A 23,549-nucleotide genomic window follows, 5' to 3' on the forward strand; every position below is an offset into this window, starting at 1 on the left:
AGCACCGACTGGGCGTCACGCTGTTGAATGGACGTCACTAGATTGCCTCCCAGGAGTGAGCAGGTTAGCGGCCCGGTTTTTCAACCAGCCTAGAGTGAGATTAGAACACGTTCCGATTTGTGTCGAGCGGGGTGTTCCTGCGGCTGGTAGCGATACCGGGCCGGTTTTCTGTAACCTGTTCTAGTTATGACCAACGATGAGGGGCGGGCTGTGGCGGAGACCATTCCGGACGAACCACTGGGTAGTCACGTCCTGGAATTGCAGATCACCCAAGTCGTCGCCGAGACCGACGACGCGTGCTCGCTGGTGTTCGGCGTGCCGGACGGGCCCGACGATCCGGAGATCCCGGCGCAGCGGCTGAAGTACTCGCCCGGCCAGTTCCTGACGCTGCGGATCCCCAGCGATCGCACCGGCTCGGTGGCCCGCTGCTACTCGCTGTGCAGCTCCCCGTTCACCGACGACGCGCTGACCGTGACCGTCAAACGGACCGCGGACGGCTACGCGTCGAACTGGCTGTGCGACCATGCCCACCCGGGAATGCGGGTCCACGTGCTGGCGCCGTCGGGCACCTTCGTGCCCAAGTCACTGGACACCGATTTCCTGCTGCTGGCCGCCGGCAGCGGGATCACCCCGATGATGGCGATCTGCAAATCGGCGCTGTCGCAGGGCAGCGGCCAGGTGACCCTGGTCTATGCCAACCGCGACGAGCGTTCGGTGATCTTCGCCGCCGCGCTGCGCGAATTGGCCGCCAAGTACCCCGACCGGCTGACGGTCGTGCACTGGCTGGAGTCGGTGCAGGGCTTGCCGAGCACCGCCGCGCTGGCACAGCTGGCCGGCCCCTACACCGACCGCCAGGCCTTCATCTGCGGTCCGGGCCCGTTCATGCAGGCTTCCCGCGACGCCCTGGAGGCCTTGAACGTCCCAGCCGAGCAAGTCCACCTCGAGGTGTTCAAGTCGCTGGACAGCGATCCATTCGCCGCGGTCAAGATCACCGATGCCCCCGAAGGGGCCGAGGGGGCCGCCCAGCCGCCCGCGACCGTCACCGTGGAACTCGACGGCGAGACCCATGAGGTGGAATGGCCCCGCCACGTGAAGCTGCTGGACTTGCTGCTCGACAAGGGTCTCGACGCCCCGTTCTCCTGCCGGGAGGGGCACTGCGGCGCCTGCGCCTGCGTTCTCAAGAACGGCAAGGTCACCATGGAGGTCAACGACGTGTTGGAGCCGCAGGACCTCGCCGAGGGCCTGGTCCTGGCCTGCCAGGCCCATCCGGAGACGGATTCGGTGGAAGTAACCTACGACGAGTGATCTCGGGTCTAGGTTGGTGCGACATGAAGCGGTTGCTGATGATGCCGGCGGCGTTGACGCTGCTGGCCGTGCTGATCCCGCCCGCACCAGCGTCGGCGGCCAGTGACACCAAGACCTCGTTGTTCCCGGTGAACGAGTTTGATCAACTGCAGACCCACAGCTGGGTCGACTGCGCCGCCCCGCCGCTGTGCCGGTTCACCGTCGGGGTGCAACTGCAGACGCCGGACGGCATGACCGGGTTCCCGCCCGACCTGTGGGCCCGCCAGAGCACCGAGATCCGCTCGTCGAAGCGGACGGCCTACCTGGATGTGCACACCGACGGCGGGGAGGGCTGGTTCAAAGACCGCGGCGGCCCCGGAACGAAGGTGTTCAAAGACGGCACCGGGGCGGTGATCCAGTCGATGTACTTCGGCGAAGGGCCGCCGGAGAAGTACCAGACCAACGGCAGCATCGACGTGCTCGAGTACTCCACCGGCCGGCCCAAGACCGATGCCAATGTGATCGTCTGCACCCATGTGCAGGTGGTCTACAGCGGGGTCAACCTGACCACGCCGTCCACCTGCGCGCAGACGGTGTTCTGACACCCGGCCTCAGCCGGCAGTTCGCAGCACCACGAACGATTGCCCGGGCACCTGCATTATTTCCTCGTCGAACCGCGGTGCGCCCCAGGCCAGCACCACCTCGCCGGACGCCGGCACACTGACCGGGGCGTCATTCAGGTTGCAGGCGAGCACAAGTCGGCCGCGGCGCATGGTGATCCATCGCTGGTCCTCGTCGTAGTCGACCTGCAAGTCGCCCAACCACGGATCGGCCAGATCCGCGTCGCTGCGTAGCCGGATCAGCGCGTAGTAGACCCCGAGCAGTTGCAGATGCCCCGGCCCGGCGACCTCGTCCCAGTCCAGCTTCGACCGCTGGAAGGTCGCCGGGTCCTGCGGGTCCGGAATCTCGGCGGCGTCCCAGCCGTGCTCGGCGAACTCGGCTTTGCGGCCTTCGGCGGTGGCGCGGGCGATCTGCGGGTCCTCATGCGAGCTGAAGAACTGGAAGGGGGTAAGCGCACCCCATTCCTCTCCCATGAAAAGCATTGCGGTGTAGGGTGAGAAAAGCACCAGCGCCGCTTTGACCGCGAGCTGCCCGGCCGCCAGGTTCTGCGATGGGCGATCCCCCAGGGCCCGGTTGCCGACCTGATCGTGCGTGCAGGTATAGGCCAACAGCCGGGTGGCTGGAATCTGCGCGATCGGCAGCGGACGGCCGTGCCGCCGGCGCCGAAACGACGAATAAGTGCCCGCGTGGAAGAACCCGTTGCGCAACGTGGTCGCCAGGGTCGCCATGCTGCCGAAATCAGCGTAGTAACCCTGCCGCTCGCCGGACACCGCGGTGTGAATGGCGTGATGGATGTCGTCATCCCATTGCGCGGTGATCCCGTAGCCCCCGTCTTGGCGCCGGGTGATGGTGCGCGGATCATTGCGGTCGCTTTCGGCGATCAGCGACAGCGGGCGGCCCAATTGTGTGGCGAGCGCGTCGGTTTCGGCGGCCAGCTCTTCGAGAATGTGGATCGCGGTGGTGTCCACCAGCGCGTGCACGGCGTCCAGCCGTAGCCCGTCGGCGTGGAAGACCCGCATCCAGCGCAGCGCGCAATCGATGATGTAGCGGCGGACCTCGTCGGAGTCCGGGCCGTCGATGTTGACGGCATTGCCCCACGGGTTGCGCGCTTCGGCCAGGTACGGCCCGAAGCGCGGCAGGTAGTTCCCGGACGGGCCGAAGTGGTTGAAGACGGCGTCGATCAGCACACCCAGGCCGCGGCCGTGACAGGCATCGATGAAGCGCGCCAGCCCATCTGGGCCGCCGTAGGGCTCATGCACCGCGTACCACAGCACGCCGTCGTATCCCCAGCCGTGGGTCCCGGAGAACGCATTGACCGGCATCAGTTCCACGAAGTCGACGCCCAGACCGACCAGGTGGTCCAGCTTCTCGATGGCGGAATCGAAGGTCCCGGCCGGGGTGAAGGTGCCGATGTGCAGCTCGTAGATCACCGCACCCTCGACGCCGCGCCCCGCCCAGTTGTCGTCGGTCCAGGTGAGCCCGATGTCGTCCCATAACGCGGAACGCGCATGCACGCCGTCGGGCTGGCGCGCCGACCGGGGATCCGGAAGGACCTGCGGGTCGTCGTCGAGTAGATACCCGTAGCGGGCATCCGGCGCCACCTCCAGCGTTGTGTGCCACCACCCGTCTCGGCCACGGTTCATCGGGTGCGACACCCCGTCGACATCGAGGGCGACGACGGCCGGCGTGGGCGCCCAGACGGCGAAGTCAGTCATCGACCCGCTCCAGCAGGGCCACGGGTAGTTCGGCGAACAGCTCGGCGGCCCGCACCGGTCCACTGTGTCGCCCGCCGGAGAGGGCGTCGGTCCAGATGCCCGCCGGCAGCGCAACGCCAGTACCGCGCCAGCCGCTCTCGGGCAGGCGCACCGTCCAACGGCTGACCGCCACCACCACGTCCTCGCCCCGGCCGAACGCGACGACATGTTCGGCGGCCGGGCCCGACGCCGGGATGGGGTGATAACCGCCGTGCAGGAAGGTGTCGGGACGCGCCCGCCGCATGCGCAGCGCTGCCGCGACCACCCGCATTTTCGGGTCCCGTAAGGAGGTGAGCGCCTCGCGGCGCGCGGCGTAGTCGACCGGCCGTCGGTTGTCCGGGTCGACCAGGCTGTCGTCGAACAGTTCGGTGCCCTGATAAACGTCGGGGATGCCGGGAACGGTCAACGCCAAGAGCTTTTGGCCCAGGATGTCGGTTTCGATGTGCGGACGCAGTTCGGTGACGAGCTCGGTCAGTTGCTGCGCGACGGGCCCGTCGAGTATGCCGTCGAGCCAACGGTGGACCGCGGCCTCGAACTCGGTGTCGGGGTCGTGCCACGAGGTGCGTCGAGCCGCTTCGCGCACGGCCTTTTCGGCATACGCGTGCAGCCGCTCGCGCAGTGCGGTGTTGACCCGGCCGTCGACAGGCCACACCCCGAAGATGTTCTGCCACAGGAAGAGCCCGGTAGCCAGATCAGGCGATGGGACACTGGACTCCCAACGGGCGACGAACTCGGCCCATAACGACGGCACCTGCGACAGCACGCCGATGCGGGCCCGCACGTCCTCGCCGCGTTTGGTGTCGTGCGTGGACAGGGTGGTCATGGTGTGCGGCCAGCGTCGAGCCCTGGTAGCGGCCCGCTGATGAAACTCGGCGGCCCCCACGCCGAAACGTTGCGGGTCCCCGCCGACTTCGTTGAGCGATACCAGCCGTGCGTCACGGTAGAACATGCAGTCTTCGGTTGCCTTGGCCGTCACCGCCCCGCACAGCTGTTGCAGCCGCACCGCGGATTCGCGGTCATCGGCGATCGCGGCAGCGACCAGCTCAAGCGGTTGGGCGAGTTCGGGTTTCTCTGCGCAGGTTTCGGCCAGCGCCATGGGCAGCCGCGCCGCCAAGCCCGGGTAGTCACTGCGATAGACGCCGACCTGACCGAGCAGTGCCACGATGGCCTCCGATAGCAGCGGATGGTCGGCACCGGTAGCGTTCACCATGCAACGGCGCAGCCGCGCCAGCTCGCTGCCCAGCGTCTCGGCAGCGGCGATCTCTTTCTGTTCGATCAACAACATCGGCATCGCGCGATAGTCGACACCGACGGTTTCAAACAACTCGGTCAGCGCCGCCTCACCAGTCGGGTCGATGAACAGCCCGCCGATCTCCCGCAGGACGTCGTACCCGGTGGAGCCGGCCACCGGCATGGTCGATTCCAGCGGTTCGTCCACGGCCAGAATCTTTTCGACGACGATCCAGGCGTCCGGACCCACCAGCGTACGCAGCCATTGCAGATATCCACACGGATCCGACAGCCCGTCCGGGTGATCGACCCGCACGCCGTCGATGAGACGGGCGTCGATCCAGCGTGACAGCTCGGCGTGCCAGGCGTCGAAGACCGCCCGGTCTTCTTGGCGCAGGCCGGCCAGCGAGGTGATCGAAAAGAAGCGCCGGTACCCGCACGTGCCGTTGCGCCACCCGACCAGCCGATAATGCTGTCGGTCGTGGACCTGTGCACCGCTACCGCTTCCGGCCCCGGGAGCAATCGGAAAGACGAGATCACCCAACCGCAGCACCTCCCCGTCGACGGCCAGGTCGGCGACGTCGGCGTCGGATCCCAACACCGGCAGGATGATCCGGCCATCGCCGAGCTCCCAGTCGATGTCGAAGAACGCCGAGTACGGCGAGGACCGGCCGTGCTTGAGCACGTCCCACCACCACGGGTTCTGCTCCGGCCGGGCCACGCCGACGTGATTGGGCACGATGTCGATGACCAGACCGATTCCGCGGGCGTGTGCGGCCGCCGACAGTCGGGCCAGGCCCTGCGGACCGCCGAGTTCAGCAGAGACCGTCGTCGGATCGACGACGTCGTAACCATGCGCCGACCCGCGTACCGCGGTCATGACCGGTGAGAGGTAAAGATGCGAGATTCCGAGTTCGTCGAAGTAGTCGAGTAGCTGCTCGGCGTCGGCGAAGGTGAATGCGAAACCGCTTTCCGGGCCCCGCAGCTGTAACCGATATGTGGACAGCACCGGGCGCGTCATGCGTTAGCGCACTTTCCGCAAGACGAGCAGCGAACGAGCCGGCACCGGGATCTCGCCGCCGGCCTGCACCGGCTGTTCGTCCGGGGACACCGGCGAGGCGGTGTCCAATTCGACGGTCCACTCTTGCGCGTAATCCCCTCCGGGAACGGCGAACCCGACCGTCTCCTCGTGCGCATTGAAGCACAGTACAAATGAGTCATCCACCACCCGTTGGCCGCGCACATCGGGCTCGCGGATCGCCTCACCGTTGAGGAACACCATGATGCACTTGTCGAAGCCGTTGTCCCAATCGTCTTGGCTCATCTCCTGGCCGGCCGGGGTGAACCACGCGATGTCACCGATCTCGTCACCGTGGCGGACCGGGCGTCCTTCAAAGAACCGCCGACGCCGAAACACCGGGTGGTCCTTTCGCAGCTGCGTCACCCGGCGGGTGAACGCCAGCAGATCGGAATTCTTCTCGGCCAGCGACCAATCCATCCAGGCGAGTTCGGAGTCCTGGCAGTAGGCGTTGTTGTTGCCGTGCTGGGTGCGGCCCATTTCGTCGCCGTGGGCGATCATCGGGGTGCCTTGGGACAGCATCAGGGTGGCCATGATGTTGCGCATCTGGCGGGCCCGTAGTGCCAGGATGTCCGGGTCGTCGCTGGGGCCTTCCACACCGCAGTTCCACGACCGATTGTGGCTCTCGCCGTCGGTGTTGTCGTCACCGTTGGCCTCGTTGTGTTTTTCGTTGTAGGAGACCAGGTCATGCAGCGTGAATCCGTCGTGGGCGACGACGAAGTTGATGCTGGCTCCGGGCCGGCGCCCGGTGGCCTCATACAGGTCCGACGAACCCGTGAGCCGAGAGGCGAACTCGCCCAGCGTCTCCGGCTCGCCGCGCCAGTAATCACGCACGGTGTCGCGGTACTTTCCGTTCCATTCGGTCCACAGGCCGGGGAAATTGCCGACCTGGTAACCGCCTTCGCCGACGTCCCACGGCTCGGCGATCAGCTTGACCTGGCTGACCACCGGGTCCTGCTGGATCAGGTCGAAGAAAGCCGAAAGGCGGTCGACGTCATAGAATTCGCGAGCCAATGTCGATGCCAGGTCGAAGCGGAAACCGTCGACGTGCATCTCGGTCACCCAGTATCTCAGTGAATCCATGATCAATTGCAGTGCATGCGGGTGGCGCGCGTTGAGGCTGTTTCCGGTGCCGGTGTAATCCATATACATGCTGCGGTCGTCGTCGACCAGCCGATAGTAAGCGGCGTTGTCGATCCCCCGGAAGTTGATGGTCGGGCCGAGGTGGTTGCCTTCGGCGGTGTGGTTGTAGACCACATCGAGGATCACCTCGATACCGGCTTCGTGGAAGGTGCGCACCATCGTCTTGAATTCCGCGACCGCTGCACCCGGCTGCTGGTTCGCCGCATACGCGCTGTGCGGGGCGAAGAAGCCGAACGTGTTGTAGCCCCAGTAGTTTCGCAGGCCCAGCTGCAACAGGCGGTCGTCGTGCATGAATTGGTGTACCGGCATCAGCTCGATAGCCGTGACATTGAGCGCCTTGAGGTGGTCGATGACGGCCGGGTGAGCCAATCCGGCGTAGGTACCGCGCAGCTCCTCCGGGATGCCCGGATGGGTCTGGGTCATGCCCTTGACATGCGTCTCGTAGATGATCGTCTCGTTGTAGGGCGTCTTCGGTGGCCGATCGGCTGCCCAGTCGAAGTACGGGTTGATCACCACGCTGGTCATGGTGTGTCCGAGCGAATCGACTCTCGGCAGGGTTTCGGCTCGCGGTGGGTCGTCACCGGCTGCCATGTCGTAGGAGAACAGCGCCTGAGAAAAGTCGAAGTCGCCGGCGAACGCGCGGCCGTACGGGTCGAGCAACAGCTTGCTGGAATCGCAGCGGTGTCCGGCCGGCGGGTCGAACGGTCCGTGCACCCGGTAGCCGTAATGCTGCCCCGGGGACACCGTCGGCAGGTAGGCGTGCCAGACGTACCCGTCCACTTCCTCGAGCGGGATACAGGTCTGGTCACCGCTCTCGTCGATCAGGCACAGGTCGACCTTCTCGGCGATCTCGGAGAACAGCGCGAAATTGGTTCCTCCGCCGTCGTAGGCGGCGCCCAGCGGCGCGCTGTTGCCCGGCCAGCTGGTGGGCGACGTCGGTGGGGTATCGGCTGGCTCCCTGACACCGGTGCCATCCCTTGCCGGATCTCGGGTAATGCCCATGTTCACCCAATCTCGTCAGGACTTTCGATAGTTCGACACCTTCGGCCGGGGTGTGGCTACCCGCCTGTCGGGCGGTCAAACTATCGCTGCCTACGACACTACGGTCAGCGCACCACAGACCGCCGCTTTCGCCGACGGCCGAGGCGGGTATAGCCGTTGTCGTGACCAGCTCGCCCGAACCCGTGCCCGACGACCTGCGCCGGCTGGCCGCGGCACACGGTGTTGCCACCGCCTACCGCAACGAGCGTCGCGAGGTGGTGCACGTCGATGCCGACGTCGTGATCCGAGTGCTGCGGCTGCTCGAGGTCGAGGCCCGCAGCACAACCGACCGCCGTGGCGAGTTGAAGAGGCTCGCAGAACGCGAGCACGCGGGTATATCGCCTCCGACGGCCGCGGTACGGGTCACCGGTGGGCCGCTCCCGTTTCCCGGGGCCGTTGCCCTGGCGGGCGAGGACGGCGAGCGTATCGCGGTGCGCGATGAACTGCCGGCCGGCCTGAGGCCGGGGTGGTATCAACTTGCGCTGCGCAACGACCAGCAGATCACCCTGGTGGCGGCCCCGGCTCAGGTCCCGTCGGCGCCCGCGACCTGGGGCTGGATGCTGCAGTTGTACGCGTTGCGGTCCGCCCGCTCGTGGGGCGTCGGCGATCTGGCCGATCTGCGGGACTGGGTGACGTGGACTGCCGCCGAGCACGCAGCCGGGGCGGTGCTGCTCAACCCGCTGCACGCCCCCGGGCCGACGCATCCGGTGCAGCCGTCGCCGTACACGCCGTCGAGCCGGCGGTTCGCCAACCCGCTGGCGCTGTGCATCGGCGACCTCGACGCGTATCGGCGCGCCGACCCGGACACCCGAGCGGAAGTCGATGCGCTGCGGGTCGCTGCGGACACCGCGCGAATCGACTACGACCTGGTCTGGGCGGCTAAACGCGCGGCGCTGGAGTTGCTTTGGCGGGCAGAGGGCCGCCCCTGCCCACTGGACGAGTCGCCGGCCGGCGCGGCGTTGCGGGACTGGTCGACCTACTGCGCGCTGGCCGAGCGCCATGGCGCTCGGTGGACGGCGTGGCCGGCGCCGCTGCACGACGCGGCCGGCCCCGCGGTGGCAGCGGCGCGGCGCGACCTCGCCCCGCGGGTCGCGTTTCATGCCTGGGTGCAGCAGCGCTGCGCCGAGCAGCTGCTGGCGGTGCAGGCCGCCGCACACGGCTCGGGCATGGCGCTGGGGGTGCTGCACGACTTGGCCGTGGGCGTCGACGCCGACGGCGCGGACGCCTGGGCGCTGGCCGACGTGCTGGCCGGTGCAGCGAGCGTCGGGGCGCCGCCGGATACGTTCAGCCCGCTCGGCCAGGACTGGGGGCTACCGCCCTGGCGGCCGGACCGGCTGGCCGCCACCGGCTACAGCGCGCTGCGCGACATGTTGCGGGCCGTCCTGGCCCACGCCGACGGGGTGCGGATCGATCACGTCGCCGGGTTATGGCGGTTGTGGTGGATCCCGCCCGGTGAGGGTCCCGAGCGCGGCACCTACGTGCACTACGACGACGATGTCATGCTCGCGGTGTTGGCGCTGGAGGCCCATCGCGCCAATGCCGTCGTCATCGGCGAAGACCTGGGCACCGTCGAACCGGAAGTCACCCGGGCACTGGCCGACAACGGGATGCTGGGGTGCGCGGTCTCCTGGTTCACCCGCGACGAATCAGCACCCGGCCAGCCGTTGCTTCCGGCCGCGAAATGGCCGGCTCCGGTCGCCGCCAGCATCTCCACCCACGACCTGCCCACCGCCGCCGGATTCTTGGGCGCCGAGCACGTGCGGGCACGCGCCGAGCGGGGACTGCTCGACGACGTGGCCGCCGCACAAGCGGCCGCGGACAAGGAACGCGCCGAGTGGCTGGCGCTGTTGAGGTCCGAAGGCCTGCTTGAGCCCGGTGAAGGCCAAGGCACCGGCGACAGCGAGAAGATCATCGCCGCCATGCACCGCTTCCTGGCGGCCACCCCGAGCCGGCTCAAACTGGTCTCCCCCTACGACGTGCTGGCCGACCCGTGTCAGCCCAATCTGCCGGGAACCGTCGATGAATATCCGAACTGGCGGCTGCCGCTGTCGGAGACTCTTGAGCAGCTGCGCACCGACCCGAGAGTCGCCCGCACCGTAGCGTTGTTCTCGGCCGGGCACGGCCGCGAACAAGCATCCGTCAAGTAATCGCGTCCCGAATGGGGTACAAGTCGAGACATGGCCGCCGACGTTGACGACGAGTTTGGTCAAGACCTCCCAGACCCCGCAGCGGGTAGCCATGTCGAGGACGGCGTCGTGGAGCACCCCACCGCCGACGACTTCGGCGACGCCGCGGCCCCGCCGGCGGACCCGGTCTGGTTCAAGCGTGCGGTGTTCTATGAGGTGCTGGTCCGGGCCTTCTACGACTCCAACGGGGACGGCATCGGTGACCTGCGCGGCCTGACCGAGCGACTGGACTACCTGCAGTGGCTCGGCGTCGATTGCCTGTGGCTGCCGCCGTTCTACGATTCGCCGCTGCGCGATGGCGGCTACGACATCCGGGACTTCTACAAAGTGCTGCCGGAGTTCGGTACGGTCGACGATTTCGTCGAACTGGTCGACGCCGCACACCGGCGCGGCATCCGGATCATCACTGATCTGGTGATGAACCACACCTCCGACAGCCATCCCTGGTTTCAGCAGTCGCGCCATGACCCGGAGGGTCCCTACGGCGACTACTACGTGTGGAGCGATACCAGCGAGCGCTACGCCGGAGCCCGGATCATCTTCGTCGACACCGAGGAGTCCAACTGGACGTTCGATCCGGTCCGCCGGCAGTTCTACTGGCACCGGTTCTTCTCGCATCAGCCCGACCTGAACTACGAGAATCCCGCGGTCCAGGAAGCGATGCTCGACGTGCTTCGGTTCTGGCTGAACCTGGGCATCGACGGTTTTCGGTTGGACGCGGTGCCCTACCTGTTCGAGCGAGAAGGAACCAACTGCGAAAACCTTCCCGAGACACACGATTTCCTCAAACGCTGCCGCAAGGTCGTCGACGACGAGTTCCCGGGCCGGGTGCTGCTGGCCGAGGCCAATCAATGGCCCACCGACGTCGTCGAGTATTTCGGCGATCCCGCGACCGGGGGGGATGAGTGCCACATGGCATTTCACTTCCCGTTGATGCCACGCATTTTCATGGCGGTACGCCGCGAGTCGCGCTTCCCGATTTCGGAGATCATGGCGCAGACGCCACCAATCCCCCAGCTGGCGCAGTGGGGCATCTTCCTGCGCAACCACGACGAGCTGACGCTGGAGATGGTCACCGACGACGAGCGCGACTACATGTACGCCGAATACGCGAAAGATCCGCGGATGAAGGCGAATGTGGGGATTCGGCGCCGGCTGGCCCCGCTGCTGGACAAGGACCGCAACCAGATCGAGTTGTTCACCGCACTGTTGCTGTCGTTACCCGGCTCGCCGATTCTCTACTACGGTGACGAGATCGGCATGGGTGACATCATCTGGCTGGGTGACCGCGACGCGGTGCGCACCCCGATGCAGTGGACACCCGACCGCAACGCCGGTTTCTCCACCGCGAATCCGGGCCGGCTCTACCTGCCCCCCATTCAGGACGCCGTCTACGGCCATCAGTCGGTCAATGTCGAAGCACAACGCGACACTTCGACGTCTCTGCTCAACTGGACCCGCACCATGCTCGCCGTTCGGCGCCGGTACGACGCCTTCGCCCTCGGCGAGTTCCGCGAACTGGGCGGCTCCAATCCGTCGGTGCTGGCCTACGTGCGGGAGATTCCGGGTGACGACGGGAATACGGTCCTGTGCGTCAACAACCTGTCGCGGTTTCCCCAGCCCATCGAGCTGAATCTGCAGCACTGGGATGGCCACACGCCGGTGGAATTGACTGGGTCAGTGGAGTTTCCGCGGATCGGAAAGCTCCCCTACCTGCTCACCCTGCCCGGCCACGGCTTCTACTGGTTTCAACTGTGCGGGCCAAAGGAGGAGATGTCATGACTCGTGACACCGGCGACCCAGCGGGCCTGCCGTGGGCGGAATGGCTGCCGACCCGACGCTGGTACGCAGGGCGTAACCGGCAGCTGACCGGCGCAGACCCCACCCTGGTGGTGGAGTTGGGTGACGGGCTGGATCTGGTGCTGATCGACGTCGCCTACACCGAAGGCCCCACCGAGCGCTACCAGGTGCTGGTCAGCTGGGATGTCGACCTGCCCCCGGAATACGCCCAGATCGCGACGATCGGAACTCACCGTGGGCACACCGCCTACGACGCGCTGTATGACGCTGGGGCAGTCCAGGCATTGTTGTCGCTGATCGATTCGTCGGCCGAACGCGGCGACGTCAGCTTCACACCGGAGGCAGGGGTGTCGCTGCCGGCCCGGGCGGATTCTCGGGTATCGGAAGCCGAGCAGAGCAACACCAGCGTGATCATCGAGGAGGAAGTGGTCCTCAAGGTGTTCCGCCGGCTCAAAGAAGGCATCAATCCCGACATCGAGTTGAACTCGGCGCTGGGCCAGGCCGGCAATCCGCACGTACCGCGACTGTTGGGCTCCTATCAGATCGAGTTGCCCGGCGACTCCCGCGCGGCGCCCTACGCGCTGGGGATGGTCAGCGAATACGCGGCGAACTCGGCCGAGGGTTGGGCGATGGCAACGGCCAGCGTGCGTGATCTATTCGCCGAAGCCGACCTGTACGCCCACGAAGTCGGTGGCGACTTCGCCGGCGAGTCTTATCGACTCGGGGAAGCCGTCGCCTCGGTGCACCGCGCCCTCGCTGACAGTCTGGGGACATCCGAAGCGGTCTTCCCGGCGCAGGCTCTGCTGTCTCGGTTGACCGCGACGGCGGCGACGGTGCCGGAAGTGCGCCCGCACGTGGCCGCCATCGAAGCGCGATTCCAGGAGTTGGCCGGGGAGAAGATCACCGTGCAGCGAGTTCACGGCGATTTGCATCTGGGCCAGGTGCTGCGCACCCCGAACGGTTGGCTGCTCATCGATTTCGAGGGCGAACCGGGTGCACCGTTGGCGGAGCGCCGCCACCCCGATTCACCGCTGCGGGACGTCGCGGGGGTGCTGCGCTCCTATGAGTACGCCGCATACGGGAAATTGGCCGACCTGTCGCGGGACGGGCAAGACCGGCAACTGGCCACCCGCGCCCGCGAATGGCTGGACCGCTGTCGCAGCGCCTTCTGCGAAGGCTACGGCGCGGAATCCGGTTCCGACCCTCGTGATTACGCCGCGCTGCTGGCCGCCTACGAACTCGACAAGGCGGTCTATGAGGCCGGCTATGAAGCCCGGCACCGGCCGGCGTGGCTGCCGATTCCGCTGCGAGCACTGACCCAGCTCACGGCGTGATCGCGAGCGCGGCGGAGCCGGGCGAAGCGGGTCACGCCCATCAGCCCAGCGTGATCGCGAGCGCTTCCGGTTCCAGCCACAGCGCCGAGAGCGGGGGCAGAACCAGCACCGCGGAGGCCGGCCGGCCGTGGCGGGGTTCGTCGACGGCGTCCACGCCACCGAGGTTGCCGGCGCCGCCGCCGCAGTAGTCGACGGCATCGGTGTTGAGTAGCTCGCGCCACCGGCCGACGAACGGCAGGCCGAGGTGGTAGCCGGTGTGCGCCACCCCGGAGAAGTTGAACACCGCGGCCAGCACGGAGCCGTCCGCCCCGTAACGCAGGAAGCTCAGTACGTTGTTGGCCGAGTCGTTGGCGTCGATCCAGGAATAGCCGGCCGGGCTGATGTCTTGGCTCCACAATGCGGGGTGTTCACGGTAGACGGTGTTGAGATCGCGTGTCAGGCGCAGGATTCCGGCGGAGAATCCGGCCGCCTCGCCTTCGAGCTGGAACCAGTCCAATCCGCGCTCCTCGGACCATTCCGCGCGCTGACCGAACTCCTGGCCCATGAACAGCAGCTGCTTGCCGGGGTGGGCCCACTGGTAGGCCAGCAGAGTGCGTACCCCGGCGGCCTTGGCGTGATCGTCGCCGGGCATACGGCTCCATAGCGTGCCCTTGCCGTGTACCACTTCGTCGTGGCTGATCGGCAGCACGAAGTTCTCGCTGTAGGCGTAGAGCATTGAGAAGGTCATCTCGTGGTGGTGGTAGGAGCGGTGCACCGGGTCATGCCCGAGGTAGGCAAGCGTGTCGTGCATCCAGCCCATGTTCCACTTCATCGAAAAGCCCAGGCCGCCAAGGCTGGTCGGCCGGGAAACTCCCGGCCATGAGGTCGATTCCTCGGCGATGGTGGCGATACCGGGCGCCGACTTGTGTGCGGTGGCGTTCATCTCCTGCAGGAACTGCACCGCCTCCAGGTTCTCTCGGCCGCCGTAGATGTTGGGTGTCCACCCGCCCTCGGGTCGCGAGTAGTCCAGGTAGAGCATCGAGGCCACCGCATCGACGCGTAGCCCGTCGATGTGGAACTCGGTGAGCCAGTACAGCGCGTTGGCGACCAGGAAGTTGCGCACCTCGGGGCGGCCGAAGTCGAATACGTAGGTGCCCCAGTCGAGTTGTTCGCCACGTCGCGGGTCGGCATGCTCGTAGAGCGGGGTGCCGTCGAATCGGCCCAGCGCCCAGGCGTCTTTCGGGAAGTGCGCCGGCACCCAGTCGACGATGACGCCGATGCCGGCGCCGTGCAGCGCGTCGACCAGCGCACGGAAGTCGTCGGGCGTGCCGAACCGGGCCGTCGGCGCGTAGTAGGAGGTGACCTGATAGCCCCATGACCCGCCGAACGGATGCTCGGCGACCGGAAGAAGTTCGACGTGGGTGAACCCTTGTGCCACCACGTATTCGGTCAGCTCGGCGGCGAGCTGCCGGTAACTCAGGCCGGGACGCCAGGATCCGAGGTGAACTTCGTAAATGCTCATCGCTTCGAACAGCGGGTTCCCGGCAGCGCGGCGGCTCATCCAGTCGCCGTCGGTCCAGATGTGCCGGCTGATGGTCACGCGGGAGGCGGTCTGCGGCGGTGTTTCGGCCGAGAACGCCATCGGATCAGCCCGCTCGGTGACGATATCGTCGGCGCCGTGGATCCGGAACTTGTACAAGCCGCCGATCGGGAAGCCCGGCCAGAACAGTTCCCACACACCCGAAGAGCCCAGTGCCCGCATCGGCGCACCGATGCCGTCCCAGCCGGTGGTGTCACTGATCAGACCGACCCCCTTGGCGTTGGGCGCCCACACCGCGAACGACACCCCGGTCACCGTCCCGTCCGGGGTGGTGAATGTGCGGGGGTGAGCGCCGAGCACCTCCCATAGCCGTTCGTGGCGGCCCTCGCCGAACAGGTGCAGGTCGATCTCGCCCAGCGTGGGAAGGAAGCGGTATCCGTCGGCGACGATCCGGGGCTCCGCGGCGCCGGGGTAGTCGATCTGCAGCCGGTAGTCGATCAGGTCGGCAAACGGCAAGGTCGCGGCGAACAACCCGTTACCCAGGTGTTGCATCGGCACCCGGTCGCCACCCACCCAGACCGTCGCGGCCTCCGCGCCCGGCCGCAGCGTGCGGATCACGGTGCGTTCACCGTCGTCGTGGGCACCGAGGATCGCATGCGGGTCGTGATGCGCGCCGGACAGCAACCGGTCGACGTCCTCGGGTTTCACCGCCGGCCCACGGCTGGGCGTGTGCTTGCTTCGTGTCATCGAGTCCTCACCTCCGATGCACCAGGCTGGCTCGCGCGTCGGCATGAATCACCGGCATATTGACGATATGGGCGACCGCCCGGCTCGGCTCGAGTCGGACGTAATTGTCCTGCCCCCACTGGTATTCCTCCCCGCTGATCTCGTCGCGCACCCAGAACCGCTCGTAGGGCTCCATCCCCAACGCCGGCAGGTCCAGCGATAATGTCGCCTCCTCGGCAGCGAACGCGTTGAGCGTCACCACCACCAGCACGGTGTCGCCGGTGACCGGGTCGAATTTGCTGTAGGCCAGCAGCGCATCGTTGTCGACGTGATGAAAACGCAAGGTACGCAGTTGCTGCAGGGCGGGGTGTTGCCGGCGAATGGCGTTGAGACGTGCGATGAACGGCTCCAACGATCTGCCCTCGCGCATCGCGGCGGCGAAATCACGCGGCCGCAGTTCGTACTTCTCCGAATGAAGGTATTCTTCGCTTCCCTCGTGCAGCGCCTGGTGTTCGAACAACTCATAGCCGGAGTACACCCCCCACGAGGGGCCCATCGTCGCCGCCAGCACCGACCGGATCGCGAACATGCCGGGGCCGTGATGCTGCAGGCTGGCATGCAGGATGTCGGGGGTGTTGACGAACAGATTCGGGCGGCGGAAATCAGCGAACTCGGCGATCTCTTCGCCGAATTCGGTCAGTTCGGCCTTGGATGTGCGCCAGGTGAAGTAGGTGTAGGACTGGGTGAAGCCGAGCTTGGCCAGGCCGTACTGGCGCACCGGCGGAGTGAACGCCTCGGACAAGAACAATACATCGGGATCGGCGGACTTGATCTTCGCGATCAGCCAGGCCCAGAAGCCGGGCGGTTTGGTGTGCGGATTGTCGACCCGAAACACCTTGACCCCGTGGTCGATCCAGTGCTGCACCACCCGCAGCACCTCGGCATACAAGCCGGCCGGGTCGTTGTCGAAGTTCAACGGGTAGATGTCCTGATATTTCTTCGGCGGGTTCTCCGCGTAGGCGATCGTCCCGTCCGGTAACTCGGTGAACCACTGGCGGTGCTGGTTGACCCACGGGTGATCGGGAGCGCACTGCAACGCCAGATCCAGGGCGACCTCCAACCCGAGTTCGCCTGCTCGGGCGACGAACCGGTCGAAATCGTCGAGCGTGCCCAACCCGGGATGCACGGCGTCATGGCCGCCTTCGTCGCTGCCGATCGCCCACGGCGAGCCGACGTCACCCGGTTCGGCGACCGCGCTGTTGTTGCGGCCCTTTCGGTGCACCTTCCCGATCGGATGGATCGGCGGCAGATACACCACATCGAATCCCATCTCGGCGATCCGCGGTAACGCCGCCGCCGCGGTGGCGAGCGTGCCGTGCACCGGATTGCCGGCGGCGTCTCGCCCGCCGGTGGAGCGGGGAAACATCTCATACCAGGCGCCGAACCGGGCCAGCGGTCGATCCACCCAGACGTGAAACTGTTGGCCGCGAGTGAGCTGGTCACGCAGGGGGTGCGCGGCGAGCAGCTCGCAGACCTCATCGGATAACGCCGGCGCCGAGCGGGTTGCCGGGTCGCCGGGTTCGCGCAGCGCCGCAGCAGCCGCCAGCAACGGCTCACGCTCGCGGGCGGGCATCCCCGCGGCGGCACGGTCGAACAATTCCGCGCCGCTCAACAGATCGTTGGACAGCTCGGCCTCGCCTTGCCCGACGTCCAGCTTCGCAAGCACCGCATCGCGCCACGTGCGGATCGAATCGGTCCAGCCCTCCACCCGAAACCCCCACAAGCCGACCCGGTCCGGGACGAACTGGCCGTGAAACACATACGGTTGTGCACCGGTCGCCATCGGAAGCTGCAACGGTTTGGCCCGAGGCGCCACGGCGACGGGGTTCTGCTTGTCGGCGCGGATGCCCGGTGGTTCGGCGAGCCTCGAGGGAGGAGAGGCGAGGCTGGGACCGCCGCATGAACCGGTCGGCTGCGGATAATCCGGTCCCAGGTAGCGCACGGCCAGGGTCGCCGCGACGACCTCGTGTCCCTCACGCCAGACGTCGGCAGCGACCGGCACTACCTCCCCGACCACCGCCTTGGCGGGATGCCTGCCGCAGGACACAACCGGCGTAACGCCATCGACCTCGATTCGGCCCGGCACCCACTCCTCCGTTCGTCGGCTGCGATTCGGTGAGTGGGTACCCGCGCCGACGGAAAGCTACCCCCGGGGCAGCCCCAGCAACCGTTCGGCAGCCAAGGTGAGCAGGATCTGCTCGGTGCCACCGGCGATCGACAGGCAACGGGTGTTGAGGAAGTCGTGCACCTCGCGGCCGGCCACAGCGCCGGCCCCGTCGGTCAGGTCCATCCGGTACTCGGCCAGCTCCTGGCGGTAGCGCACCCCGATCAGTTTGCGCACCGAGGACTCCGAGCCGGGGTCCTGGCCGCCGACGGCGAGCTGGGCGATGCGTTGATCCAGCAGCGAGCCCGCCTGCGCGGCGATGATCAGCCGGGCCAGCCGGTCCTGGCTGGCGGTGTCCGGTTCCCGATCCGCCAGGGTTTTCAGCAGTTCTTCCATCGGGTTGCCCAGCGCGGTGCCGCCGGCGATCGCGACCCGTTCGTTGGCCAGCGTGGTGCGGGCCAGCCGCCAGCCGTCGTTGACGCCGCCGACCACCAGCTCGTCGGGAACGAACACGTCGTCGAGGAAGACCTCGTTGAACAGGGCCTCCCCGGTGATCTCCCGCAGCGGCCGGATGTCGATGCCCTCGGCGGCCATGTCGACCAGGAAGTAGGTGATGCCTTTGTGTTTGGGCGCTTCGGCGTCTGTTCTGGCCAGGCACACGCCCCACTGCGAATCGTGGGCCCGCGAGGTCCACACCTTCTGCCCGGTCAGGCGCCAGCCGCCGTCGACCTTCACCGCCTTGGTGCGCAGCGCCGCCAGATCCGAGCCGGCGCCCGGCTCGGAGAACAGCTGGCACCAGAACACCTCGCCGGTCAGGGTGGCCGGGATGAACCGCTCGATCTGCTCGGGCGTGCCGTGCTCGAGAATGGTCGGCGCCGCCCACCAGCCGACCACCAGGTCGGGGCGTTGGACGCCGGCCGCAGCGAGTTCCTGATCGATCACCAGCTGCTCGGCGGGACCGGCCGCACGTCCGTACGGCGCCGGCCAGTGCGGCGCCAGCAGGCCCGACTCGGCCAGCGCCACCTGGCGCTGCTCCAGGGGCAGCGCCGCGATGCGGGCCACCTCCGCGGCGATCTCGGTCCGCACGTCGGACATCGCATCGTCCTGGCCGAGGTCGACCTCCAGCCGGCGCCGCACCCCGGCCCGGGTCAGCGCGGCGGTGCGGCGCAGCCAGCGCTCCGATCCGCCCAGGGCCTGGCCGATCCCGTAGGCCCGGCGCAGGTACAGGTGTGCGTCGTGCTCCCAGGTGATGCCGATGCCGCCGAGCACCTGGATGCAGTCCTTGGCGTTGGCCTTGGCGGCGTCGATGCAGATGGCGGCGGCTACCGCGGCCGCGATCGCGAACTGTTGGTCGTCGGAGTCGGCGGCGGCGCGCGCGGCATCACTGGCGGCCACCGCCGCCTGGTCGGCCCGACACAGCATCTCGGCACACAGGTGCTTGACGGCCTGGAAACTGCCGATCGGCTTGCCGAATTGCTCGCGCACCTTGGCGTACTCGACCGCGGTGTCCAGCGCCCAGCGGGCGACGCCGGCCGCCTCCGCGGACAGCACCGTGACTACCAGGTTCTCCACCCGGCCGCCCGACTCGAGCACCACTGCCGGCGCGGCGGTCAATGTCACCTTCGCCAGCGGCCGGGAGAAGTCGGTGGCGGTCAGCGGCTCGACCTGCACCCCGTCGGCACCGGCGTCCACCAGCACCCAGTTCTCGCCGGCCGGCAGCACCAGCAGCCCGTCGGCGGTCGCACCCAGCACCCGTTCGGCGGTGCCGGACACCTGCGCGCCCGCGACGTCGAGGTGCAGGTCGGCGTCGATCGCGACCCCGGCGACACGTTCGCCGCCGGCCAGAGCCTCGGCCAGCGGCGCATCGGTGACCACCAGGGTGGCCAGCGCGGTGGTCGCGACCGGCCCCGGAACCAGTGCCCTGGCGGCCTCGTCGACCATCGCACACAGGTCTTCGAGCCGGCCACCGGCGCCGCCGTACTCCTCGGGTACGGCCACCCCGAACAGGCCCAGGTCGGCCAGGCGAGCGAAAACCGGCTTCCAGGCGTCGGGTTGGCCCTGTTCGACCGCACGGATCGCCTCGGCGGTGCCGGCTGCGGCGGCCCAGTCGCGCACCAGCTCGCGAGCGGCGAGCTGTTCGTCGTTGATAGTCACGGACACCCTGGGCTCCTCGGGGTTATAACGGTGTTGAACTTCGCGAGTGAGGAAGTCCACCCCGCTCACTAGAACGTGTTCTAATAGTGCCAGCGCCCGAGCGTCAAGTCGAACCGTTGTGGCAGGACATGTCGCATCCTGTGCGTGTTGGGAGTGAGAGATTCAGCTGCGCGATGCGTATCGTTACTGGCGAGTAGGCCGATCAAAGGAGCTGCCCACCACATGTCGTCACCAGCCGACAGCAATCCAGCCCGCGGGTCGAGCACCCAGCCCCGCGAGGTCACCAGCGTGGCTGTGCTGACCGAATCCGACCTCGGCTCCGAGGCGCAGCGCGAACGCCGCAAGCGCATCCTGGATGCGACGCTGGCGATCGCCTCCAAGGGCGGCTATGACGCGGTGCAGATGCGTGCGGTGGCCGACCGCGCCGACGTGGCCGTCGGCACCTTGTACCGGTACTTCCCGTCGAAGGTCCACCTGCTGGTCTCGGCGATGGGCCGGGAGATCGCCCGCGTGGAGACCAAGACCGATCCGGCGACCTACGCCGAAATGACCCGGCACCAGCGGCTCAACCTGGTGGTCAACAAGCTCAACCGCGCCATGCAGCGCAACCCGCTGCTCACCGAAGCCATGACCCGGGCGTACGTCTTCGCCGACGCGTCGGCGGCCGGTGAGGTCGACCACGTCCAGAAACTGATCGACTCGATGTTCGCCGGGGCGATGAGCGACGGCGAACCGACCGAGGAGCAGTACCACATCTCGCGGGTGATCTCGGATGTCTGGTTGTCCAACCTGCTCGCCTGGCTGACCCGGCGGGCGTCGGCCACCGACTTCAGCACCCGGCTGGATCTGGCAGTCCGGTTGCTGATCGGCGACGACGACAGCCCCAAGGTCTAACCCGACGCCCCGATGCGCCTCAAGCCCGGCCGCCCCGACCTCGGCGGGTATGCGCACCGGTTCACCGTCCCGGCCGCGGCGCCGGATACACCGTTGTCGGTGACGTGGCTCGGGGTGTCCAGCATGCTGATCGACGACGGGTCATCGGCGTTGATGACCGACGGCTTCTTCTCCCGGCCGGGCCTGTTTCGGGTGGCGCTCGGCAAGCTGGCGCCGTCGCCGGCCCGCATCGACGGCTGCCTGGCCCGCGTCGGCGTGCAGCAGCTGGCGGCGGTCATCGCGGTCCACACCCACTTCGACCACGTGCTGGATTCGGCGGTGGTCGCCGACCGCACCGGCGCGGTGTTGGTCGGCGGGGAGTCGGCAGCCAACGTCGGACGCGGCCATGGCCTGGCCGAAGACCGTCTCGTCATCGCCACCCCGGGCCGGCCGCTCACGTTGGGCTCCTACGACGTCACCCTGCTCGAGTCACGGCATTGCCCGCCGGACCGCTATCCCGGACGGATCACCGCACCGGTCACACCGCCGGCGCCGACTGGGGCGTACAAGTGCGGTGAGGCGTGGTCGGTGCTGGTTTCGCACCGGCCCACCGGCCGAAGCCTGTTGATCGTCGGCAGCGCCGGCTTCATCCCCGGCGCACTGGCCGGGCAGCGCGCAGAGGTGGTGTATCTGGGTGTGGGCCAGCTCGGTTTGCAGCCCCGCCGCTACCTGGTGGACTACTGGTCGGAGACGGTGCGCGCGGTCGGCGCCAAGACTGTGGTGTTGACCCACTGGGACGACTTCTTCCGGCCGCTGTCAAAGCCGTTGCGCGCGTTACCGTATGCCGGCGATGACTTGGATGTCTCGATGCGGATTCTCAGCGAGTTGGCCGAGACTGACGGCGTCGCCCTGCACCTGCCCACGGTGTGGCAGCGCGAAGACCCGTGGACCTGAAGCCGGCCCTTGCGCTGCTGCTGCTCGCCGTGGTGCTGGGCTTCGCGGTGGCCCGGCCCCGCGGCTGGCCCGAGGTGTTCGCGGCGGTGCCGGCCGCTGCCGTCCTGGTTGCGACCGGCGCGATCTCGGTGCACGACGCGGCCGCCGAAGCGGCCACCCTGCTGCGTGTCGTCGCGTTCCTGGGTGCCGTGCTGGTGCTGGCGCAGCTCTGCGACGACGAGAGCCTGTTCGAGGCCGCCGGCGCGGCCATGGCACGCGCCGACATCGGGCCGCCGCACCATCTGCTGCGCCGGGTCTTTGTCATCGCTGCCGGTCTGACCGCGGTGCTGAGCCTGGACGCCACGGTGGTGCTGCTGACCCCGGTGGTGCTGATGATGGCCCGCCGGCGGCAGGCACCGATGCGCCCGCACGCGTATGCGACCGCGCACCTGGCCAACACCGCGTCGCTGCTGCTGCCGGTGTCCAACTTGACCAACCTGCTGGCGTTCCACGAGGCCGGCTTGTCCTTCGTGAGGTTCACCGCGCTCATGGCGGCACCGTGGCTGGCCGCGACGGCGGTGGTCTACCTGATCTTCCGGTGGTTCTTCCGCGCCGACCTGCGCGCGGCACCGGAGCACCGCCACGCCGGCCCGCCGCCGCCGGTACCGGTGTTCGTACTGGTGGTGCTGGGCCTGACGCTGGCCGGTTTCGTGGTCGCCGAGACCTTCGGTGCCGCCCCGGCGTGGGCGGCCGTCGCCGGGGCAGTCGTGTTGGCCGTACGCGGTTTGGCGCTGCGGCGCAGCACCCCGGCCGGCATCCTGCGGGCCGCCAATGTGGGTTTCCTGGTGTTCGTGCTGGCCTTGGGCGTGGTGGTGCGCGCTGTGGTCGACAACGGGCTCGGTGACCGGATGGGCACCGTGTTGCCGGCAGGCTCGGGGCTGGTGGCGCTGTTGGGTATCGCGGCGGTGGCCGCGGTGTTGGCCAATGTGGTCAACAATCTGCCCGCCACGCTGGTGCTGACGCCGCTGGTGGCACCGGCCGGCCCGGTGCCGGTGCTGGCCGTGTTGATCGGGGTCAACATCGGACCCAACCTGACCTACGCCGGCTCGCTGTCGAACCTGCTGTGGCGCCGGGTGCTGCGCAGGTATCGGGTTCCGGCCGGCGTCGGCGAGTACACCCGGCTGGGCTTGTGCACGGTTCCCGTGTCGCTGGCGGCGGCGGTGTTGGCCTTGTGGGCCGGCGCCCGGCTGTTGGGCGCCTAGCCTCGCCGATAGGCCGGCGGCAGCGGCATGCCGAGTTCGGCCATGACGGCACGCAGCCTTGCCGGGTAGTCGGTGATGAGACCCTCGACGCCCGAGTCGATCAGCGCGCGCATGGTCTCAACGTCGTTGACCGTCCACGGGATCACCTTGAGCCCCGCCCGGTGTGCCCGCTCGACGAATGCCCGATCCACCACCGAGTAGACCGGGGATACGGTATCAGCGCCGGCGGCCGCCGCCCCGGCGATCGGATCCGATCCGTATTCCCATAGCGCGACAAGGGGAACCGCGGGCGCAGCGGCGCGCACCAGCGGCAGGGCACGCCAGTCGAAGCTCTGGATCGCGACCACATCCAGCTTGCCGCCGGCCCGCACCGCCGCCAGCACGACATCGACGAGCTGTTGTGGGCTCTCGGCATCGACCTTGGTCTCGATGTTGTACCGCACTTCG

At 67.8% G+C, this 23,549-nt stretch carries 15 protein-coding genes; 8 read left to right on the top strand and 7 right to left on the bottom strand.

Translation table 11 applies throughout. The annotated features are described in order from the left end of the window. Positions 1 to 210: 210 nt before the first annotated feature. Both A5694_RS18840 and A5694_RS18845 read left to right on the top strand, forming a co-directional pair. A complete protein-coding gene (locus A5694_RS18840) occupies positions 211 to 1,305 on the top strand; it encodes a ferredoxin--NADP reductase (RefSeq protein WP_109535753.1) in 1,095 nt (364 codons plus the stop codon). A 23-nt stretch (positions 1,306 to 1,328) separates the two neighbouring features. Further along, positions 1,329 to 1,886 carry a hypothetical protein gene (locus A5694_RS18845; RefSeq protein WP_064923833.1) on the top strand — a complete coding sequence of 186 codons (558 nt, stop codon included), beginning with the start codon at positions 1,329 to 1,331 and terminating at the stop codon, positions 1,884 to 1,886. A gap of 9 nt (positions 1,887 to 1,895) precedes the next feature. Here A5694_RS18845 and treZ read toward each other — a convergent pair whose 3' ends face one another. Genes treZ through glgX form a run of 3 tightly spaced genes read right to left on the bottom strand, consistent with a single transcriptional unit; the run spans position 1,896 to position 8,112 of the window. Next, positions 1,896 to 3,620 (bottom strand): malto-oligosyltrehalose trehalohydrolase, encoded by a 1,725-nt coding sequence (treZ, locus tag A5694_RS18850; RefSeq protein ID WP_064923834.1) that lies wholly within the window; start codon positions 3,618 to 3,620, stop codon positions 1,896 to 1,898. After that, positions 3,613 to 5,910 (bottom strand): malto-oligosyltrehalose synthase, encoded by a 2,298-nt coding sequence (gene treY / locus A5694_RS18855; RefSeq protein ID WP_064923835.1) that lies wholly within the window; start codon positions 5,908 to 5,910, stop codon positions 3,613 to 3,615. Before treY ends, treZ begins: the two co-directional genes overlap by 8 nt. 3 nt (positions 5,911 to 5,913) lie before the next feature. Next, positions 5,914 to 8,112, bottom strand: a complete 2,199-nt coding sequence (gene glgX / locus A5694_RS18860; protein ID WP_064923836.1) for a glycogen debranching protein GlgX — start codon at positions 8,110 to 8,112, stop codon at positions 5,914 to 5,916. A gap of 161 nt (positions 8,113 to 8,273) precedes the next feature. Between glgX and malQ the strand changes: the two genes are divergently transcribed. From malQ to A5694_RS18875, 3 genes are read left to right on the top strand one after another with little or no spacing between them, the layout of a single operon-like run. Then, positions 8,274 to 10,298 carry a 4-alpha-glucanotransferase gene (malQ, locus tag A5694_RS18865; protein WP_109535752.1) on the top strand — a complete coding sequence of 675 codons (2,025 nt, stop codon included), beginning with the start codon at positions 8,274 to 8,276 and terminating at the stop codon, positions 10,296 to 10,298. A gap of 30 nt (positions 10,299 to 10,328) precedes the next feature. Next, positions 10,329 to 12,119, top strand: a complete 1,791-nt coding sequence (treS, locus tag A5694_RS18870) for a maltose alpha-D-glucosyltransferase (protein ID WP_064923837.1) — start codon at positions 10,329 to 10,331, stop codon at positions 12,117 to 12,119. Continuing rightward, on the top strand, positions 12,116 to 13,471 hold the full coding sequence (locus A5694_RS18875) for a maltokinase N-terminal cap-like domain-containing protein (protein WP_064923838.1): 1,356 nt from the start codon (positions 12,116 to 12,118) through the stop codon (positions 13,469 to 13,471). Before treS ends, A5694_RS18875 begins: the two co-directional genes overlap by 4 nt. A gap of 40 nt (positions 13,472 to 13,511) precedes the next feature. Here A5694_RS18875 and glgB read toward each other — a convergent pair whose 3' ends face one another. Genes glgB through A5694_RS18890 form a run of 3 tightly spaced genes read right to left on the bottom strand, consistent with a single transcriptional unit; the run spans position 13,512 to position 20,040 of the window. Continuing rightward, positions 13,512 to 15,737 (bottom strand): 1,4-alpha-glucan branching protein GlgB, encoded by a 2,226-nt coding sequence (glgB, locus tag A5694_RS18880; RefSeq protein WP_064923844.1) that lies wholly within the window; start codon positions 15,735 to 15,737, stop codon positions 13,512 to 13,514. A gap of 7 nt (positions 15,738 to 15,744) precedes the next feature. After that, positions 15,745 to 17,862 carry an alpha-1,4-glucan--maltose-1-phosphate maltosyltransferase gene (locus A5694_RS18885; protein ID WP_064923839.1) on the bottom strand — a complete coding sequence of 706 codons (2,118 nt, stop codon included), beginning with the start codon at positions 17,860 to 17,862 and terminating at the stop codon, positions 15,745 to 15,747. A 57-nt stretch (positions 17,863 to 17,919) separates the two neighbouring features. Further along, the gene (locus A5694_RS18890) at positions 17,920 to 20,040 is read right to left on the bottom strand and encodes an acyl-CoA dehydrogenase (RefSeq protein WP_064923840.1); all 2,121 of its coding nucleotides are present in this window, start codon (positions 20,038 to 20,040) and stop codon (positions 17,920 to 17,922) included. Between the two features lie 216 nt (positions 20,041 to 20,256). Here A5694_RS18890 and kstR point away from each other — a divergent pair, with 216 nt between their 5' ends. The 3 genes from kstR to A5694_RS18905 are packed head-to-tail and all read left to right on the top strand — an operon-like array spanning position 20,257 to position 23,102. Next, positions 20,257 to 20,928, top strand: a complete 672-nt coding sequence (kstR, locus tag A5694_RS18895; RefSeq protein WP_064923841.1) for a cholesterol catabolism transcriptional regulator KstR — start codon at positions 20,257 to 20,259, stop codon at positions 20,926 to 20,928. 12 nt (positions 20,929 to 20,940) lie between these two features. Then, the gene (locus A5694_RS18900) at positions 20,941 to 21,861 is read left to right on the top strand and encodes an MBL fold metallo-hydrolase (protein WP_064923842.1); all 921 of its coding nucleotides are present in this window, start codon (positions 20,941 to 20,943) and stop codon (positions 21,859 to 21,861) included. Continuing rightward, complete coding sequence (locus tag A5694_RS18905) at positions 21,858 to 23,102, top strand: SLC13 family permease (protein WP_064923845.1); 1,245 nt, start codon at positions 21,858 to 21,860, stop codon at positions 23,100 to 23,102. Before A5694_RS18900 ends, A5694_RS18905 begins: the two co-directional genes overlap by 4 nt. On the opposite strand, the gene A5694_RS18910 is transcribed toward A5694_RS18905, so the two are convergent. Next, on the bottom strand, positions 23,099 to 23,549 hold a 451-nt coding region (locus A5694_RS18910), incomplete at its 5' end, for a glycerophosphodiester phosphodiesterase (protein WP_267887757.1). The two genes, A5694_RS18905 and A5694_RS18910, sit on opposite strands and share 4 nt — an antisense overlap.

Origin of the sequence: Mycolicibacter sinensis, from assembly GCF_001667945.1 — a bacterium.
Taxonomy (GTDB): Bacteria; Actinomycetota; Actinomycetes; order Mycobacteriales; family Mycobacteriaceae; genus Mycobacterium; species Mycobacterium sinense_B.

What these genes read in the sequence shown, in the direction of transcription:
- A5694_RS18845 (WP_064923833.1), top strand. Translation starts at nt 1,329, where the DNA reads ATGAAGCGGTTGCTGATGATGCCGGCGGCGTTGACGCTGCTGGCCGTG.
- treZ (WP_064923834.1), bottom strand. Translation starts at nt 3,620, where the DNA reads ATGACTGACTTCGCCGTCTGGGCGCCCACGCCGGCCGTCGTCGCCCTC.
- treY (WP_064923835.1), bottom strand. Translation starts at nt 5,910, where the DNA reads ATGACGCGCCCGGTGCTGTCCACATATCGGTTACAGCTGCGGGGCCCG.
- glgX (WP_064923836.1), bottom strand. Translation starts at nt 8,112, where the DNA reads ATGGGCATTACCCGAGATCCGGCAAGGGATGGCACCGGTGTCAGGGAG.
- treS (WP_064923837.1), top strand. Translation starts at nt 10,329, where the DNA reads ATGGCCGCCGACGTTGACGACGAGTTTGGTCAAGACCTCCCAGACCCC.
- A5694_RS18875 (WP_064923838.1), top strand. Translation starts at nt 12,116, where the DNA reads ATGACTCGTGACACCGGCGACCCAGCGGGCCTGCCGTGGGCGGAATGG.
- glgB (WP_064923844.1), bottom strand. Translation starts at nt 15,737, where the DNA reads ATGACACGAAGCAAGCACACGCCCAGCCGTGGGCCGGCGGTGAAACCC.
- kstR (WP_064923841.1), top strand. Translation starts at nt 20,257, where the DNA reads ATGTCGTCACCAGCCGACAGCAATCCAGCCCGCGGGTCGAGCACCCAG.
- A5694_RS18900 (WP_064923842.1), top strand. Translation starts at nt 20,941, where the DNA reads ATGCGCCTCAAGCCCGGCCGCCCCGACCTCGGCGGGTATGCGCACCGG.